We start from the raw sequence: 16,385 nt of genomic DNA, 5'->3' as shown, positions 1-16,385 counted from the left end.
TTAAACGCGTGCGATTGCCACGCTATCGCTCGCAATGACATAGTTTAAGATGAGTAAGATTTTAGTTAATTGACCTTAATATTCGGTTCCATCTGATCTTATGCAGTAGGTTGCCTTCGGAATCGGTGCTAAAAAAGGTGATCATAGCTTTACCGATGATGTGGTCTTCGGGTACGTAGCCCCAAAAGCGTGCATCAAGTGAATTATGGCGGTTATCGCCCATCATCCAGTAGTAATTCATTTTAAAAGTGTAAGCATTGCTTTCTTTTCCATTGATGAAAACCTTACCGCCCTTTTGCTCTACCTTATTGTTCTCGTACAACTCAATGGCGCGGCGATACAAGGTCATGGTTGAATCGTTAAGTGCTATGGTTATTCCGCGTTTAGGCATTACCAGCGGACCAAAATTATCGGCGTTCCATTTAAAGCGTTCGTCATGCGGAAACACAGCAGGGTCGTACTGTCCTGCTGCTTCAATAACAGGAACTATGCTTTTGATGTTAGAGTAACCTTTAAGTGTAGCTAATGATGCCTGCGGGATGATCATAACCCAGGTAGCCACATCGGTTTGCTGTAACGGTTCAATATGCAAATCGGTAAAAACACGTGGGTTAATGGTGCTGCCATCGGTAGTTACAGTGTAGGAGGTTTGCTGCTTTTCGGCATTAGGCGCCGGTTTTCCATTAATATAAACCTGGGCATTTTTAATTTCAAGCCTATCGCCGGGGGTGGCCTGGCAGCGTTTAATTAAATTGGTGCGTACGTCAACCGGCCGGTTATAAGCTGGGTCGGCTTCTTCGGGTTTGTTAAATACTACGATGTCGCCTTTTTTCACTTCGGAAACGCCCGGTAAGCGATAATAAGGAAGCTTAATGCCATCCCAATAAGTTTTAATACTATCCGACGTTATGGTAGATTCTAAAAACGGAACGGCCACCGGCGTGAAAGGCATCCGCGGACCGTAACTGATCTTGCTTACAAACAAGTAATCGCCTGTAAGCAAGGTACCCTCCATAGAGCCTGAAGGTATCGCATACGCCGAAAACAATAATCCTCTTACAATGGTAGAAACCACTACCGCAAACACGATAGCATTAAGCCATTCGCGGGCTGCTGATTTCTTAGCTTTATCGGTTTCTTTGGGGCTGCGTTTAAAGTTCCACTTCATGTTCATAGGTATATATACCTATGACGCCGCGCCGATGTATTTGTTACAACCCGTAGGTTACTTTTTAGCAGTATTAAGATCACGATCTGTTGGGTTCACAATATATTCATGATGCTCGCCTGCATGCCGCAAGATAAATTTCAACCTTTCGGGCGACTCCGTAATGTCTAACGTTAAGGTGGCAATTACATCGGGCAGGTTTTCCATAATGGTACTTACGTTGCTTCCCGAAGGCAGATCAATCAGTATATCGTCCTCAAGCGGTGTAATTTTCCAGTCTTTGATATTTGCATTAGTTAAAACGTCGATCCATTTTTGCTGATAGGCATTCATAGTAATTTAGCTGTTTGTTTTAAATTAAAGGCTATTTTGGTCATAAAGGTTTTATTTAAGAATGAAAAACTGTAGGTTTATTCAAATCACAACAAGCTTTACAAGTATGCTATATATAAGATATGCAATTAATACTATTCAGAGGCAGACCGGCAACCGGTAAAACAACCCTGTCAAACCTGCTCTCAGCTGAGATTAACGTGCCTATTATCAGGAAAGATGATATTTATGATCAGGTTATTCAATTATCCGTAAGCCATGAGTTGCGAAACAAAATAACATTCAATATTATCTACAGTATTCTTCGTAGTAATATACACAATGCATCCACTCTCATCATAGATTGCCCTTTTCAATATGATGAAGATATTAAAGTGTTAAGAGAGTGGTGCAAAATTCATTGTGTACAACTTAAAACGATACTTGTAACCTGCAGTGATGAAAACATTTGGGCAGAAAGATTTAATGAGCGTGCCAAAAATCCGGCACCTAATCAACTTATTACCAACTTTGAAGCATTCAGGGACCGTTACCAGTTGATGCACATCAAGCCGGATGATGGGGAACTTTTAGTAGATACGATCGATCCACCTGCTAAAAATCTTCCTAAGATCCTCCTTTTTGTGAATTGACATCATAAAAAACGGGCTGGTTATATTATGACCAGCCCGTTTTACAAAGAATGTTAAAACAGCTTACTTAGCCGAAAACTTGTAAATAGTTGTGGTTTTATACGTTTGGCCCGGCTTTAATTCTGTAGAAGGAAACTCGGGCTTATTAGGTGAATCAGGGTAATGCTGGGTCTCTAACGCAAAGGCAGTACGGTTATCGTCTTTTTTATCGCCTTTAAATTTGAACGCGCCTTTCATGAAGTTACCGCTGTAAAACTGGATGCCCGGCTCCTCGGTAAAAATCTCCATTACAATACCGCTCACATCGCCTTGTACGGTGGCTATCGGTGTTTGCAGGGTGTGTTTGTTCAGCACAAAGTTGTGGTCGTAACCCTGTCCGCTTTTTAACTGCTCATCACCTTCGTTAATGCGTGAGCCAATGGTAGTAGCCTTACGGAAATCGAACGGTGTGCCTTGTACAGTCGCAATTTTACCGGTCGGGATAAGCGTTTTATCTACCGGTGTAAAACCATTGGCATCTATTTGTAGCGTGTGTTTTAAAATAGAACCTGCACCGCAACCATTAAGGTTAAAGTAAGCGTGGTTAGTTAAGTTTACCACGGTAGCCTTATCAGTAGTGGCGTTATAAGCTATCTCAATGGCATTATCGTCGGTCAGTTTATAAGTAACCGTAGTTTTCAATGTACCAGGGAAGCCTTGCTCGCCATCGGCAGAAACGTAAGACAACTCCAAAGTATGATCATCTATTTGTTTGGCATCCCAAACTTTAACATCAAAACCTTCTTTACCGCCGTGCAGCGTATTGTCATGATCGTTGGCAGGCAGCTTGTACTCTTTACCTTCTAAAGTAAATTTAGCTTTGCCTATGCGGTTACCGTAGCGGCCAATTAAGGCGCCATAGTAATTGCCTTTAGCATCTTCGTAGTCGCTTACGCTGCCCGGGCCAGCAACCACATCTACCATGGTGCCTTTTTTATCGGGTACCAGCATACTTACCATCCTACCGCCGTAATTAGTAATAGCGGCCTGTGTGCCTTTGCTGTTTTTAAGCACGTAAAGTTTGGTGGCTTTACCGTCAATAGTTTTTTCGAAGCCCGAGGCTACCGGTAGTTGCCCTACCGTGGTACTATCTGTCATTTTAGTAGATTGTTGTTTGGTGGATTGATCGCAGGCAGAGAACGACAATAAGCCGGCTGCCAGCATTGCTGCATAAAAGGTTTTACTTTTCATAAGTTTATAACAGGTTAATGGGTTCTATTGTTGGTTAAACAAGCATATAATTGGGCTCTAAAATGTGTAAAAAAATCAGCATTGTCAATAATTGTTTAATTAACACTTATTAGGGCTTACTATCGCGGTTGTAGCGCAACGAATGGCTCGGACCGTATACCGCTAACGGGGTTAATTTTTGCTGAAACATAGCACTCCCCTCTGTATAAAACTGTTTAAAATTATGAGCACTTACCTGCCCGGTATAGGGTGCATAATAATGTTCAGGCCCATGATTACGCCATATAAGCAGGTAGGACAGCGTGTTAAACTGTGATAATAAAGGCGCCAGTACGTCTGTCCACCAATTGGCATTAGGGATGCCCTGGTAGCCGGTTTCGCCTATACAAGCCAGTTTATGGTGCTCTTTGGCCACTTGCTGCAATATTTGCAACTGGCGGTTCATGGTCTTTTTATAAACCTGCACATCATTGAAGCAATAAGCGTCAAAACCAATAAAATCGGCATAATCATCGCCGGGGTAACGTTCTAACAAATCCGTATCAGCGTCGTATTCGGCAGCAGAATATACCACCAGCAAATTGTGCAGCTTTTTAGTATTGCGTAAATAATTGATGGTAAAGTGCCATAACTCAATAAAATCTTTCGAATTACTGTTGCCATAGCCCCACCAAAACCAATCGCCGTTAGGCTCATGAAATGGCCTGAATAATATTGGAATGGGCTCTCCCCCACTGCCTTTTAATGTACTTAAGTAGCGTGCGGCCCGGTCTAACCAGGTTAGGTACTTTTGATGATACTCACCACCGGGAAGGATCTGGTACGATACAACGGCAGCGGTATCCCACGAAGTTTTGCCGTTAACCGGGTTGTTCATGTGCCAGCAAAAGGTATTGATGCCACCGCGTTCGTAAGCCTCGCGTACCAGCCGTGCCTGTGTGGTAAAAGGGATGCGGTTAATGTCAAAAGTGCTGTCGAGTTCAATGCCCGACAAGTCCCAACCGTATACCGCCGGGTAACTGCCGGTCACACTTTTGATGTCCGAACTGTCTTTAAACTTCCAGTTCACACCATAAGCTGTATCGTCATGATGACCAAACAGCACACCCGCCCCTTGCAGGCGCTGCATACTGCCTAACAACCAGCGCGTTTCTGTAGTGGCCAAACTATCTGAAGGTGCCGTGTATTGCGCCTTTAGCAGGCAAGGAACCAGCAACAGCAGCATTAAAAAGGTATAGCGCGGAAACGTTAACATTGCATCAAATATGCTTAACTAAATAGTTTTTACAAAGCGTTTACAAAGTTTGGGCATAAGTTTTGATGATAGTAGCGGTTAGTTCAAAATATGCTGTAATTTTACCGGCTCATAAATGGATACGCAAAACAGTACATCGGAGCCCGAAGCTAAATCTGGCCCAACATTATTAAGTCGTATTAGAGACTTCTTTATTGATGTTTTTGATGTCTTTAGCTTCATTGGCCGCTTTTTTAAAGAAGCGTTTGCACCCCCGTACGAGTTAAGGGAACTTATTAAGCAAACCTGGGAAGTGGGTGTACGCTCGCTCCTGCTTATTACCGTAACTGGTTTTATTGTAGGTTTGATCTTCACTAAGCAATCGCGCCCCTCTTTAGTGCAATTTGGCGCTACCTCCTGGATTCCCTCGCTGGTGTCTATTGCCATTATGCGTGCACTGGCTCCGTTAGTTACAGCGCTGATCAGTGCCGGCCGCGTAGGTTCAAGTATTGGTGCCGAAATTGGCTCTATGCGGGTAACTGAACAAATTGATGCCATGGAGGTATCGGGCACCCACCCTTTTAAATACCTGGTTTGTGTGCGTACGCTGGCCACCACCATAAGTTTGCCCATACTGGCTATTTATAACGGTTTAATTGCCATGCTTGGCGGTTACTTAAACGTGGCCGTTAACGAGGGCACCAGTTTTAGTACTTATATACAGCAGTTTTTTCAGCCGCTGAGCTTTATTGATTTTGAAGCATCCATCATCAAGTCTATCGTGTTCGGCTTTACCATCGGCATTGTAGGCAGTTACAAAGGTTGGAACTCATCGAGCGGAACAGCGGGCGTGGGTAAAGCGGCTAACTCGGCTGTGGTAACCGCCATGTTCCTGGTATTTATTGAGGAAGTAATTATAGTGCAAATGACCGGCTGGTTCCGTTAATACATCATGGATATGGAAGACCACAAATCAGCTATAGATTATAACGACAAGGTAATTAGCATTAAAGGGTTGAAAAAATCTTTTGGCGATTATCACGTGCTCCGCGGTATTGACCTCGATCTTTATAAAAAAGAGAACCTGGTGGTGCTTGGCCGTTCGGGTACAGGTAAATCGGTGCTCATCAAAATTATATCAGGCTTATTAAAGGCCGACGAAGGGCAAGTGGATGTTTTAGGTACAGATGTAACCAGCATTACTCCCCGCGACTTAATGGAATTACGCCGCCGAATAGGCTTCTCGTTCCAGAACAGTGCATTATACGATAGTATGACCGTACGTAAAAATCTGGAATTCCCTTTAGTACGTAATCAAAAGAACCTGCGCCGTAAGGAAATTGACGAAATGGTAGAGCGTGTGCTGGAAGCCGTTGGCCTGAAGCAAACCATCAATCAAATGCCGTCTGAACTATCGGGCGGGCAGCGCAAGCGTATAGGCATTGCCCGAACTTTAATATTAAGGCCCGAAATTATGCTGTACGATGAGCCTACGGCAGGTTTGGACCCTATTACCTCTATGGAGATCAACAATTTAATTAACCGCGTTCAGGAGCGCTTCAATACTTCATCCATCATTATTACGCACGATTTAACCTGTGCCAAAGCTACCGGCGACCGCGTGGCCATGCTTTTAGACGGGCAGTTTCAGCGTCAGGGTACTTTTGACGAAGTTTTTGCAAGTAACGATGAACGGGTAAAACAATTTTACGATTATAACTTTATCAACTAATCATGAGTTCTAAAGAAAATAAATATGCTTTTTGGGTAGGTCTGTTTATAGCCATTGGGTTGGTTATATTCATTGTGGGCATATTTACCCTGGGTAACCAGCAAAAAAGCTTTAGCAATGGTTTGCACCTGCAAGCCCGTTTTGATAACGTATCGGGTTTAATTAAAGGTAACAACGTTTGGTTTTCGGGCGTTAAGGTGGGTACCATTAAGAAGATCACTTTTACCGGCATTAACCAGGTAGATGTTGAATTTAATGTAGACCAAGCCATTCAAAAGTTCATTCACGCCGATGCCGTGGCTGCTATAAGTTCTGAAGGCTTTATAGGGAATAAAATTATCACTATTGATGGTGGCACACCTTCGGCACGTTTAGTGCAAAATGGCGATGTTTTAAATTCAAAAGGCATGTTGTCTACAGACGACATTATGAAAACTTTTCAAAAGAATAACGAAAATTTGTTAGCCATCACCAGCGATTTTAAAGCATTGAGCAAGAATATGGTAGAAGGTAAAGGTTTAGCCGGAACCCTGCTTGCCGATACTGCTTTGGCTATGCGTTTCAGATCGGTAGTTGCCAATTTACAAAGCACCACCAGCCGTACTGCCGTAATGGCCGATGAACTGAGCCGTTTTGGTTACAAAATGAATACCAAGGGAGGACTTGCCGATAAGATGCTGACCGATACTGCCTTATTTACCAAGCTTCAGCAATCGGCCAATCAATTGCAGGAAGCTACTGCCAAAGCCAGCACCCTCACCGATAATCTGAACCGTGCCAGTAATAAGCTGAACACGACAGATAATGCTATTGGTGTGTTACTCAACGACCAGCCAACCGCTGCTCAAATGAAAAACACATTGAACCAATTGCACGAAAGTTCTGTGAAGTTAAACGATGACCTGGAAGCGGTACAGCATAACTTCTTATTGCGTGGCTTCTTCAAAGACCGCGAAAAAGCAAAAAAGAAAGCTCAACAATAATTTAAAACTATTCAATAAAATTCTTTCCACTTAACGATAATTTCAAACATAGAACTTAAAAAAGTTCAGTTTTGTAGTTGTGAGGTAACTTAAAATTTTAATTTACGTATAACGAAACTTATACTTTAAATTAAAGAAAAAATCTACCTCTGTCATGACCATTGATTTCACCGGCAAAACTGTATTAATTACAGGCGGCTCGCGCGGCATAGGAAAAGCCTGCGCTTTGTTATTTGCCTCACTGAACGCTAACGTAATTATTACTTACAACACCGACCAAGACACTGCCGAACGCACGTTGACCGAGTTAGGTCATAGCGGCAATCATGGCCTTTACCAGTTAAATCAAAGTCAGCCAAAAAACGTTGAACGTTTTTTTAACAAAGTATTACAGCACTACCCCCAAATTGATGTACTGGTAAATAACGCCGGTGTATACATTGAACATAAAATAAACGAAGTTACTTACGAAGACTGGCTGCAAAGCTGGGAAGATACCATAGCCACCAACCTGAACGGTGTTGCCAACTTATGCTTTTTTGCATCACGCCACATGATCCATAACGGCGAAGGTAAAATCATCAATATCTCTTCGAGGGGCGCTTTCAGAGGCGAGCCCGATCATCCGGCCTATGCAGCCAGTAAGGCGGGTTTAAATGCCATGAGCCAGTCTTTAGCGGTTACCTTAGCGCCACACGAGGTTAGCGTACACGTAATAGCTCCCGGCTTCGTAGAAACCGATATGACTTCCGAACTGCTAAGCAGCGAGGCAGGCGAAGCCATTAAAAAACAAAGCCCGTACAACCGTGTAGCCACTGCCGAAGAAGTAGCCAGGCTGGCTGCCATGTATGCCTCGCCGGGGATGGAATTTACCACCGCCGGAATTATAGACCTGAACGGTGCCTCTTACCTTAGAACTTAATAAATCGTGTTATCGGGTACCAGGTTTACGCCATCGTGAGCGTTAACTACCCCGTTAGCAAACGAATCGCCGTTAACATACAGGCTTTCGCCGTCAATAACAATCCGGTGTCCGCCTACGCTAAAGTCACCTTTGATCTTGAATACCACACTCACTTGTTGCGCTTCAATTTCATTAAATATATGGCTGGAAAGCGCACTAAATTCGTGCTCATCTAACTGTAAAACGTCTAAAACCGGGTGCTCTTGACCGGTCCTGAAAATTTGCACCCGTTTATCATCGGCCACAACTTTGATCGCACTCCCTGCACTTGGCTCATTAGAAGTGACCACTATTCTCTCATCGTTCGACGCCGCAACATCTGCATCTATACTCAAAATGCTGTTTGCAGCATTGTTATGAGACGCATAGAAAGATAGGATTTTGAGAAATGGTATTTTAGTTTCTGCGTCGGCGTAGCTTACCGTACGCTCTGGACTTATATAAATGCTGGTACCAAAAACAAATGCATATTTCATACGATTGATTGTTAAATGATATAATTAACTAAGCTTAGTAAGCGTAAAAAGTTTCAGTTACTTAAACTTTCCTGTTACATACCCAGGCTCTTGCGAAAAATCGCTATTTTCAATCGCTTATATACTCGTATGAAAAAACAGTTGCTTTTACTGCTCTGCTGTCTTCCGGCAATTTGCTTTGCCCAAAAGTTTACTTCTGCCGAAATTGCCCGCTATAAAACGCAGGCTAAACAGGTCACGGTTATACGCGATAACTGGGGCGTACCCCATATTTATGGTAAAACCGACGCCAACGTAGTTTTTGGCTTAATGTACACTCAATGTGAAGAAAACTTTAAAGGCATTGAACGCAACTACTTATACCAATTGGGCAAGCAGGCCGAGGTAGACGGCGAAAGTAACTTGTATACCGATGTGCAACTCCAGTTGATTGCCGACAGCGCCGAAGCCATTAAAGAATATAAGCAAAGCCCGCTGTGGTTTAAAAAGCTCATGGATTCTTTTGCTGATGGTGTAAACTACTATTTGTACATGCACCCGCAAACCAAACCACAGGTGCTTACGCACTTTGAGCCCTGGTATGCACTCATGTTTACCGATGGCAGCGTTGCAGCCACCATTACCGGCGGCATTACCCTGAACGAAACCCGTAGCTTTTATTCAGAAGCGTTTGATGCCAAATATGGCTTTCAACCCACGCCTATAAATCCTGAAGGAGAATTGAACAACTTACACGAACGCGTTTTCGACAAAGAAATTGGCTCAAACGGCTTTGCTATCTCGCCTAAAAAGTCGGCTACGGGGCATGCCATGCTATATATTAATCCGCATGTACCGTTTTATTTCCGGTCGGAGGTTCAACTGGTGAGCGAGGAAGGCTTGAACGCGTACGGTGCAGTTACCTGGGGGCAATTTTTTATTTACCAAGGCTTTAACGCCCACTGCGGATGGATGCACACCAGCAGCAATGCCGATGTAGCCGATGCCTATGCCGAGAAAGTAATACGGAAAGACCGCAAATGGTACTATGAATATAACGGGCAGTTAAAACCCTTAACCGAACGCAAATTGGTACTTAACTGCAAAAAGGGTGATAAGATAGAACAGGTAACCATTAACGGCTATTACACGCACCACGGGCCTGTGCTGGGTAGTCGCGGTGGTAAATGGCTGGCTTTGAAGGCCAACAATCGCTCGTACAATGCACTTGTGGAGTCATGGTTAATTACTAAAGCCAACACCTACGGGCAGTATACCAAAGCCATGGACATGCTGCAAAATGCCACCAATAACACCGTATATGCCGATGATAAGGGCAATACTGCCTTTTGGTATGGCAACTTTATGCCCAAACGCAACGCTAAGCTGGACTGGACACAACCTGTAAATGGCACAACTCCAGCCACAGAATGGCAGGGGCTACATCCTCTAAATGAGATAGTCCAAGTGCATAATCCTGCCAGCGGCTTTATCCAAAATTGCAACGCCACACCGTTTGCCTCAGCTGGCATAAGCAACCCCGACCCTAAAAAGTATCCGGCTTACATGGCTCCTGATGGTCAGAATTACCGGGGTATAAATGCCATAAAACTATTGGATAACCCGGAAAAATTAACGCTTGAAGGGATGATCGCAAAAGGCTATGACCGCTATTTGACTGCATTTGATGTTATACTGCCGCCGCTATTCAAGGCCTACGAGCAAGTTCCGGATTCTTTAACTAAGAACATTTTAAACGCTCCAATACAAACACTTAAACAATGGGACAGGCGTTCAGCTATCAATTCGGTAGCTACCACATTGGCTGTTGAATATGGAACACGCCTGTTTGGTGCCCTACCCCGCCCCGCTTCCACAGAAGAAGGCACCTATCAAACCGAAAGAGTGGCCAAGCTTATGCAAACCATTACCCCGGCGCAGCAAATAGCCTTGTTACAGCAATCTCTGGCAGACCTGAATACCCGCTACGGTACCTGGAACACAGCCTGGGGCAATATAAACCGGTACCAGCGCCCTGCTGATGGCGTGAGCTATGACGATAACCAGCCAAGCCTGCCGGCCGCTTCGGTAGCGTCTACTTTTGGGCAGTTGCCTTCGTTTGTAAGCAGACCCATGAACAGCACGAAGAAGCGTTACGGCTACTCGGGCAACAGTTTTATGGCGGCGGTAGAGTTTGGCCCAAGGGTAAGAGCCAAATCGCTCATCACCGGCGGACAATCATTCGACCCATCCTCCAAAAACTTTACCGACCAGGCGCAAATGTATCTCGACGGAAAGTTTAAAGACATATTATTTTATAAAGAAGATGTGCTGAAGCATGTGCAGATGACCTATCATCCGGGCGATGAAAAGTAGATTATAGTTTAGGTATTTACAAAAAACCTCATGTTTATTAATAAAGGCTCAGCGGTTACTAAATTAAAAGAATACTATCTTAAATGTAGTAACTTTTACCCGTCATTGCGAGGTGCGAAGCAATCTTTGCACGATAGTAACCGTTGGCATATCTACGTATGGATTGCTTCGTACCAATGACGCATTGTTTACAGTTATGACGCAACCTCTTTACCCAGCCTGCTATGCTTATAGCCATAACTAAAGTAAATCACTAAACCTATCACCAGCCATATTAAGAAACGCAGCCAGTTGGTGTAACCCAACTCGGTCATTAAGTAAAAGCAGCTGAGCAGGCCCAGTACCGGGATCAATGATAAATTTTTGACTACGGCAAGTACGGTGAGAATTGCCGATAATATAATGAAAAGAGCGATAGGAAATTGTTCGTGGCTATTTTCGGCCGCGAACATAGCAATCATCGGTTTCCAGAAAAAGGCCATGCCGCCCACAAAAATAACAGGGACAACATACTTTGCATTGATGTAAGGAATATGGAACTTGCCTTTAACCGCTTCGGTTTTAGGTAGCAGTAGCACGCCACCGCAAACCAATACAAAGGCAAACAGCGTACCAATACTGGTCAAATCAGTTACCTCGGTAAGATTCATGAACAAGGCTGGTATAGCCACCACAAAGCCGGTGACGATAGTAGCGAACGAAGGCGTTTGATATTTAGGGTGAATGCGAGAAAACGCCTTTGGCAACAAACCATCGCGGCTCATGCTCATCCATATACGGGGCTGCCCCATCTGGAAAATGAGCAATACGCTGGCCGTGGCAATTACCGCACTTATGGAGATCACATAGCTAATTTTAGTTAAACCCACCTTGGCAAATACAAAGGCCAGTGGGTCGCCTACCTGCAAGTCTTTATAACTTACCATACCTGTTAGTACTAAGGCAATGAGGATATAAAGTACAGTACAAATAATCAGTGAATAGATCATCCCTTTAGGCAAATCGCGCTGCGGGTTCTCACATTCTTCGGCCGTGGTGCTAATGGCATCGAAACCTATATAGGCAAAAAACACGCCCGATACGCCCTTCATCACCCCGCTAAAGCCGTTAGGCATAAAAGGGTGCCAGTTGGCGGGTGTTACGTAGAAAAAACCTAAAGCAATTACCGCTATAACAACACCAACTTTGAGCATTACCATAGCGTTGGTTACCTTTTTGGTTTCGCGTATACCAATGTATACCAGGTAAGTAATTAAAGCTACAATAATAAGTGCGGGCAGGTTAGCTATGAGCTTTACACCGCCAATACCGGGTGCAGAGCTCCAGGCCAGTGCTTCGGCTTTCATGCGCTCGGTAATGTCGGCCATATGGCCTGATGCGGTTAGCTGCTGAATGGCTTCGTGCCCTTTAAAGGCCGAAAAGTAATCCATAGTTAAATACCGCGGCATGTGAATGTGAAAACCCTCGAGCAGGTTAATGAAATACTCGCTCCATGATATGGCTACGGCTATGTTACCAATGGCATATTCCATCAGCAAATCCCAGCCTATGATCCAGGCAATCAACTCACCAAAAGAGGCATAGGCATAAGTGTAAGCGCTGCCCGCTACCGGGATTCGTGAGGCAAATTCGGCATAACACAAGGCCGAAAAACCGCAGGTGATAGCCGTAATCACGAATAATATGGTTACGCCCGGTCCGCCGTTAAACGATGCCGTACCAATGGTAGAAAATATGCCTGCTCCTATTACGGCGGCAATACCCATAAGGGTGAGGTCTTTTACTTTGAGTTCTTTTTTGAGGTGACTGCCCGAGTGTTCGCTGTCACTAAAACCGCTTTGTACGTCGGCTAATATTTTGTCAAGAGATTTTCGGCGAAATATACTTTTCGACATGGAGTAAATTAAACGTTAGCAATCCAAACATAACCATTTTTTACGTGATTAGATATATTCTGCTTAATTTGTAACATGAATACCCGACTCTTAGATGTTTTGCATCACGTACGCCTGTTTTTTGTCCCATATTTAATCATACTTATCACCTGCCTCATCTTAAAAATAAGCTACACACGCGAAGCCATTTATTTTGCAGTTAATGCCAAGCATTCCGATTTTGGCGATTTCCTCTTCCCTTACGTTACCGATTTGGGCGAGGGCTACATGGTAGCCGCCGTAACCCTCATTATGCTTTGCTTTAGCTACCGAAAAACCATATTAATTGCTACCAGCTTTGCGGTAAGCGGTATTTTAGTGCAAATAGTAAAGCACATTTACCGCGCCCCACGGCCGGTGGTTTATTTTGAAAAAGATTTAACCAGCATACATTTTGTTAAAGGAATTGCCCTGCTACACAACAACAGCTTTCCATCGGGGCATACGGTTACTGCGTTTTCGGCAGCGGTGGTACTCTCCTACCTGGCGGTAAACAAGCGGCTGGGTTTCATATTTTTGCTCTTGGCCATGTCGGTCGCCTTTTCGCGTATGTATTTGAGCCAGCACTTTTTTGAGGATGTTACCGCAGGCTCTATCCTGGGTACCATGAGCACCATTATGTGGATTACCTGGATGGACGGACGCGCCTTTATGCATTCGCAGCGCATGAGCATGGGCTTGTTGAAACGGCGGTAAGCTTTCGCGATCCTCCCAGTTGATGCTTGGCTTTTTGAAGAGATGGCATCTTATAAATATGGTATTGCGGGCAATAGAACCGCAACTATACGTGCTAAAGCAAGTGTTCGGTTGCCACGTCGCTATCACTCCTATAAATCATGTTTTTTTGTATAAGGCATGTGCCAAACTCTTCCATCACCCTAACTATTAATAATATATATTCAATATAATTAGCAAAAAGTCTGCATAAGGTATTTGATTGACTGTAAATTAGCTGTTACACAAATCGCACCTCGTATGGATGATTTTTTAGCAGCCCGATCGCAAATGGCCCTATCGCTGGGGTTTCATATTATTTACGCCTGTATTGGCATGGTAATGCCGTTTTTTATGGCGGTGGCACACTACCGCTGGCTTAAAACCGGCGATGCTGCGTACAAAAATGTAGCCAAGGCCTGGAGTAAGGGTGTAGCTATATTTTTTGCCACGGGCGCGGTGTCGGGTACTATATTATCCTTCGAATTGGGATTACTTTGGCCTAAGTTTATGGAACATGCAGGGCCTATTTTCGGGATGCCATTCTCGCTGGAAGGCACCGCATTTTTCATCGAAGCTATTGCCTTAGGGTTCTTTTTATATGGCTGGGATAAATTTAATCCTTACTTTCATTGGTTTACCGGCGTAGTGGTGGGCATTAGCGGACTGGCTTCGGGCATTTTGGTAGTAGCAGCTAACTCGTGGATGAACAGCCCGGCAGGTTTCGATTATGTGAACGGGCAATATACCAACATCCATCCCATGAAGGCCATGTTCAACAATGCCTGGTTCCCCGAGGCTTTGCACATGACACTGGCTGCCTTTGCCTCCACCGGTTTTGCCGTAGCTGGTGTACACGCGCTCATGATCGTTCGTAAGCGTAATATTCACTTTCATACGCAAGCGTTCAAAATAGCTGCCGGTTTTGCAGCGGTAGCTGCCTTGCTACAACCCTTAGCCGGCGATATTGCCGCCAAAAGTGTAGCCAAACGTCAACCGGCTAAACTGGCCGCCATGGAAGCTTACTTTCATACGCAACCCTATTCGCCACTGGTAATAGGAGGTATACCTGATGAAAAGCTGAAGAAAGTAAACTACGGGTTGGAAATTCCCGGTTTACTGAGTTTTTTGGTATACGATAATTTTCATGAACAAGTAATGGGCCTGGATCAAATCCCGGAGAAAGATCAGCCACCGGTAGCCGTTACACATTATGCTTTTCAAATTATGGTAGGCTTGGGCATGTTTATGATGCTGATAGGGGTACTGTATTTGGTAGCCGTTTGGTTTAAGAAGCACTGGCTGGAAAGCAACTGGCTCATGAAGCTGTTTATTGCCGCCATTCCGGCAGGCTTTATAGCCCTGGAGGCCGGCTGGGTAGTAACCGAAGTTGGCCGGCAGCCATGGATAATTCAGGGGGTGATGCGCACCAAAGATGCAGTTACGCCAATGCCCGGCATTGCCTATTCATTTTACTTATTTACGGCTATTTATATCTCGTTAAGTGTAGTGGTCATTTTTTTACTATACCGGCAAATACGTATGGTGCCTCAACTGTACGATAAAAAACCTGAACAATTAACGTTAAGCCACAACTAACTATGGAATACGTCATCATTGCTTTTTTGTGGCTGGCTATACTCCTTTACCTGGTTTTAGGCGGGGCCGATTTTGGCGCAGGCATTATTGAATTATTTAGCACCTCAACCACGCGCAGTCGTACCCGCAAGGCGGCCTACCAAGCTATTGGTCCTATTTGGGAAGCTAACCACATGTGGTTAATTATTGCCGTGGTTATTTTATTTGTGGGCTTCCCGGTTATTTACAGTACCATGAGTACTTACCTGCACATTCCACTGGTGGTTATGCTGCTGGGTATAACTGCCCGCGGAACGGCTTTCGTTTTTCGTAATTATGATGCTGTGGTTGATGATATGCAGCGGGTTTATAACCGTATTTTTTTATACTCCAGCTTTATAACGCCGCTATTTTTAGGGATTATTGCCGGGAGTGCGGTATCTGGCCGTATTAACCCCGATGCTCATACTTTCCTATCGGCTTATGTGTTCGACTGGCTGAACTGGTTTTCGGTAGCTATTGGCTTATTTACGGTGGCTTTATGCGGTTTCCTGGCATCGGTGTATCTTATTGGCGAAACCAATATAGACGAAGATCAGCGGAGCTTTATTCGCAAAGCCAAAATATGGAATGCCATTGCCGTGGTTTGCGGTGCACTGGTTTTTACAGCAGCGCATGCAGAAGGCATCCCACTATTTAAATGGATACTGGGCAATACGGTCGGATTAACATCTGTAATTGCCGCTTCTTTGTCGCTCGTCCTCATGTGGTTCCTCATCAGCAAGCGTAAAACCATTGTGCCGCGTATGCTGGCAGGCTTTCAGGCCAGTATGATTTTGCTGGCTATCAGCTGGGTACACTTTCCCGATTTTTTGATCATGCAAAATGGCGAACACTTATCGCTCTTTAAGCACCAGGCACCCAACGCCACCATGAACGCCTTGGCCTGGGCATTATTAATAGGTAGTTTGTTCATTATACCTGCGTTGTTCTACCTGTACTATAGTTTTCAAAAAGACAGGTTTGTTGAAAAGGGGGAAGGAAGGTAATAG

15 protein-coding genes are annotated in these 16,385 nt (G+C 44.4%); 9 read left to right on the top strand and 6 right to left on the bottom strand.

The annotated features are described in order from the left end of the window. Nucleotides 1–61: 61 nt before the first annotated feature. Both lepB and IEV61_RS19630 read right to left on the bottom strand, forming a co-directional pair. Nucleotides 62–1,168 (bottom strand): signal peptidase I, encoded by a 1,107-nt coding sequence (gene lepB / locus IEV61_RS19635; protein ID WP_229747221.1) that lies wholly within the window; start codon nucleotides 1,166–1,168, stop codon nucleotides 62–64. Nucleotides 1,169–1,225: 57 nt separating this feature from the next. Continuing rightward, nucleotides 1,226–1,501, bottom strand: a complete 276-nt coding sequence (locus tag IEV61_RS19630) for a hypothetical protein (RefSeq protein WP_188418768.1) — start codon at nucleotides 1,499–1,501, stop codon at nucleotides 1,226–1,228. A gap of 122 nt (nucleotides 1,502–1,623) precedes the next feature. Here IEV61_RS19630 and IEV61_RS19625 point away from each other — a divergent pair, with 122 nt between their 5' ends. Continuing rightward, entirely contained in the window at nucleotides 1,624–2,133 is a 510-nt protein-coding gene (locus IEV61_RS19625) for a P-loop nucleotide/nucleoside kinase family protein (RefSeq protein WP_188418767.1), read from the top strand. 63 nt (nucleotides 2,134–2,196) lie between these two features. On the opposite strand, the gene IEV61_RS19620 is transcribed toward IEV61_RS19625, so the two are convergent. Continuing rightward, on the bottom strand, nucleotides 2,197–3,363 hold the full coding sequence (locus tag IEV61_RS19620; RefSeq protein ID WP_188418766.1) for an aldose epimerase family protein: 1,167 nt from the start codon (nucleotides 3,361–3,363) through the stop codon (nucleotides 2,197–2,199). A 109-nt stretch (nucleotides 3,364–3,472) separates the two neighbouring features. Further along, nucleotides 3,473–4,618, bottom strand: a complete 1,146-nt coding sequence (locus tag IEV61_RS19615; RefSeq protein WP_188418765.1) for a glycoside hydrolase family 26 protein — start codon at nucleotides 4,616–4,618, stop codon at nucleotides 3,473–3,475. 115 nt (nucleotides 4,619–4,733) lie between these two features. Between IEV61_RS19615 and IEV61_RS19610 the strand changes: the two genes are divergently transcribed. The 4 genes from IEV61_RS19610 to IEV61_RS19595 all read left to right on the top strand — a co-directional run bounded on the left by IEV61_RS19610 (nucleotide 4,734) and on the right by IEV61_RS19595 (nucleotide 8,234). Further along, complete coding sequence (locus IEV61_RS19610) at nucleotides 4,734–5,543, top strand: MlaE family ABC transporter permease (protein ID WP_188418764.1); 810 nt, start codon at nucleotides 4,734–4,736, stop codon at nucleotides 5,541–5,543. A 12-nt stretch (nucleotides 5,544–5,555) separates the two neighbouring features. Continuing rightward, on the top strand, nucleotides 5,556–6,329 hold the full coding sequence (locus IEV61_RS19605) for an ABC transporter ATP-binding protein (protein WP_188418763.1): 774 nt from the start codon (nucleotides 5,556–5,558) through the stop codon (nucleotides 6,327–6,329). Between the two features lie 2 nt (nucleotides 6,330–6,331). Then, nucleotides 6,332–7,312 (top strand): MlaD family protein, encoded by a 981-nt coding sequence (locus IEV61_RS19600; protein ID WP_188418762.1) that lies wholly within the window; start codon nucleotides 6,332–6,334, stop codon nucleotides 7,310–7,312. A 154-nt stretch (nucleotides 7,313–7,466) separates the two neighbouring features. Continuing rightward, complete coding sequence (locus IEV61_RS19595; RefSeq protein WP_229747220.1) at nucleotides 7,467–8,234, top strand: SDR family NAD(P)-dependent oxidoreductase; 768 nt, start codon at nucleotides 7,467–7,469, stop codon at nucleotides 8,232–8,234. On the opposite strand, the gene IEV61_RS19590 is transcribed toward IEV61_RS19595, so the two are convergent. Beyond that, complete coding sequence (locus tag IEV61_RS19590; RefSeq protein WP_188418761.1) at nucleotides 8,231–8,752, bottom strand: hypothetical protein; 522 nt, start codon at nucleotides 8,750–8,752, stop codon at nucleotides 8,231–8,233. The genes IEV61_RS19595 and IEV61_RS19590 overlap by 4 nt on opposite strands. A 129-nt stretch (nucleotides 8,753–8,881) precedes the next feature. On the opposite strand from IEV61_RS19590, the gene IEV61_RS19585 reads away from it, so the two are divergent. Next, the gene (locus IEV61_RS19585; RefSeq protein ID WP_188418760.1) at nucleotides 8,882–11,107 is read left to right on the top strand and encodes a penicillin acylase family protein; all 2,226 of its coding nucleotides are present in this window, start codon (nucleotides 8,882–8,884) and stop codon (nucleotides 11,105–11,107) included. Between the two features lie 194 nt (nucleotides 11,108–11,301). Here the strand turns inward: IEV61_RS19585 and IEV61_RS19580 are convergent, their stop codons facing one another. Continuing rightward, nucleotides 11,302–13,002 (bottom strand): amino acid permease, encoded by a 1,701-nt coding sequence (locus IEV61_RS19580; protein ID WP_188418759.1) that lies wholly within the window; start codon nucleotides 13,000–13,002, stop codon nucleotides 11,302–11,304. A gap of 75 nt (nucleotides 13,003–13,077) precedes the next feature. On the opposite strand from IEV61_RS19580, the gene IEV61_RS19575 reads away from it, so the two are divergent. From IEV61_RS19575 to IEV61_RS19565, 3 genes are all read left to right on the top strand, one after another. Beyond that, nucleotides 13,078–13,737 (top strand): phosphatase PAP2 family protein, encoded by a 660-nt coding sequence (locus IEV61_RS19575; protein WP_188418758.1) that lies wholly within the window; start codon nucleotides 13,078–13,080, stop codon nucleotides 13,735–13,737. A 279-nt stretch (nucleotides 13,738–14,016) separates the two neighbouring features. Beyond that, nucleotides 14,017–15,354, top strand: a complete 1,338-nt coding sequence (locus tag IEV61_RS19570) for a cytochrome ubiquinol oxidase subunit I (protein ID WP_188418757.1) — start codon at nucleotides 14,017–14,019, stop codon at nucleotides 15,352–15,354. A gap of 2 nt (nucleotides 15,355–15,356) precedes the next feature. Beyond that, nucleotides 15,357–16,382, top strand: a complete 1,026-nt coding sequence (locus IEV61_RS19565) for a cytochrome d ubiquinol oxidase subunit II (protein ID WP_188418756.1) — start codon at nucleotides 15,357–15,359, stop codon at nucleotides 16,380–16,382. Nucleotides 16,383–16,385 lie beyond the last annotated feature (3 nt).

This window comes from Mucilaginibacter galii, from assembly GCF_014635825.1.
GTDB lineage: Bacteria > Bacteroidota > Bacteroidia > Sphingobacteriales > Sphingobacteriaceae > Mucilaginibacter > Mucilaginibacter galii.
Note: the sequence above shows the minus strand (reverse complement) of the source record. Positions and strands in the feature narration are given on the sequence as shown.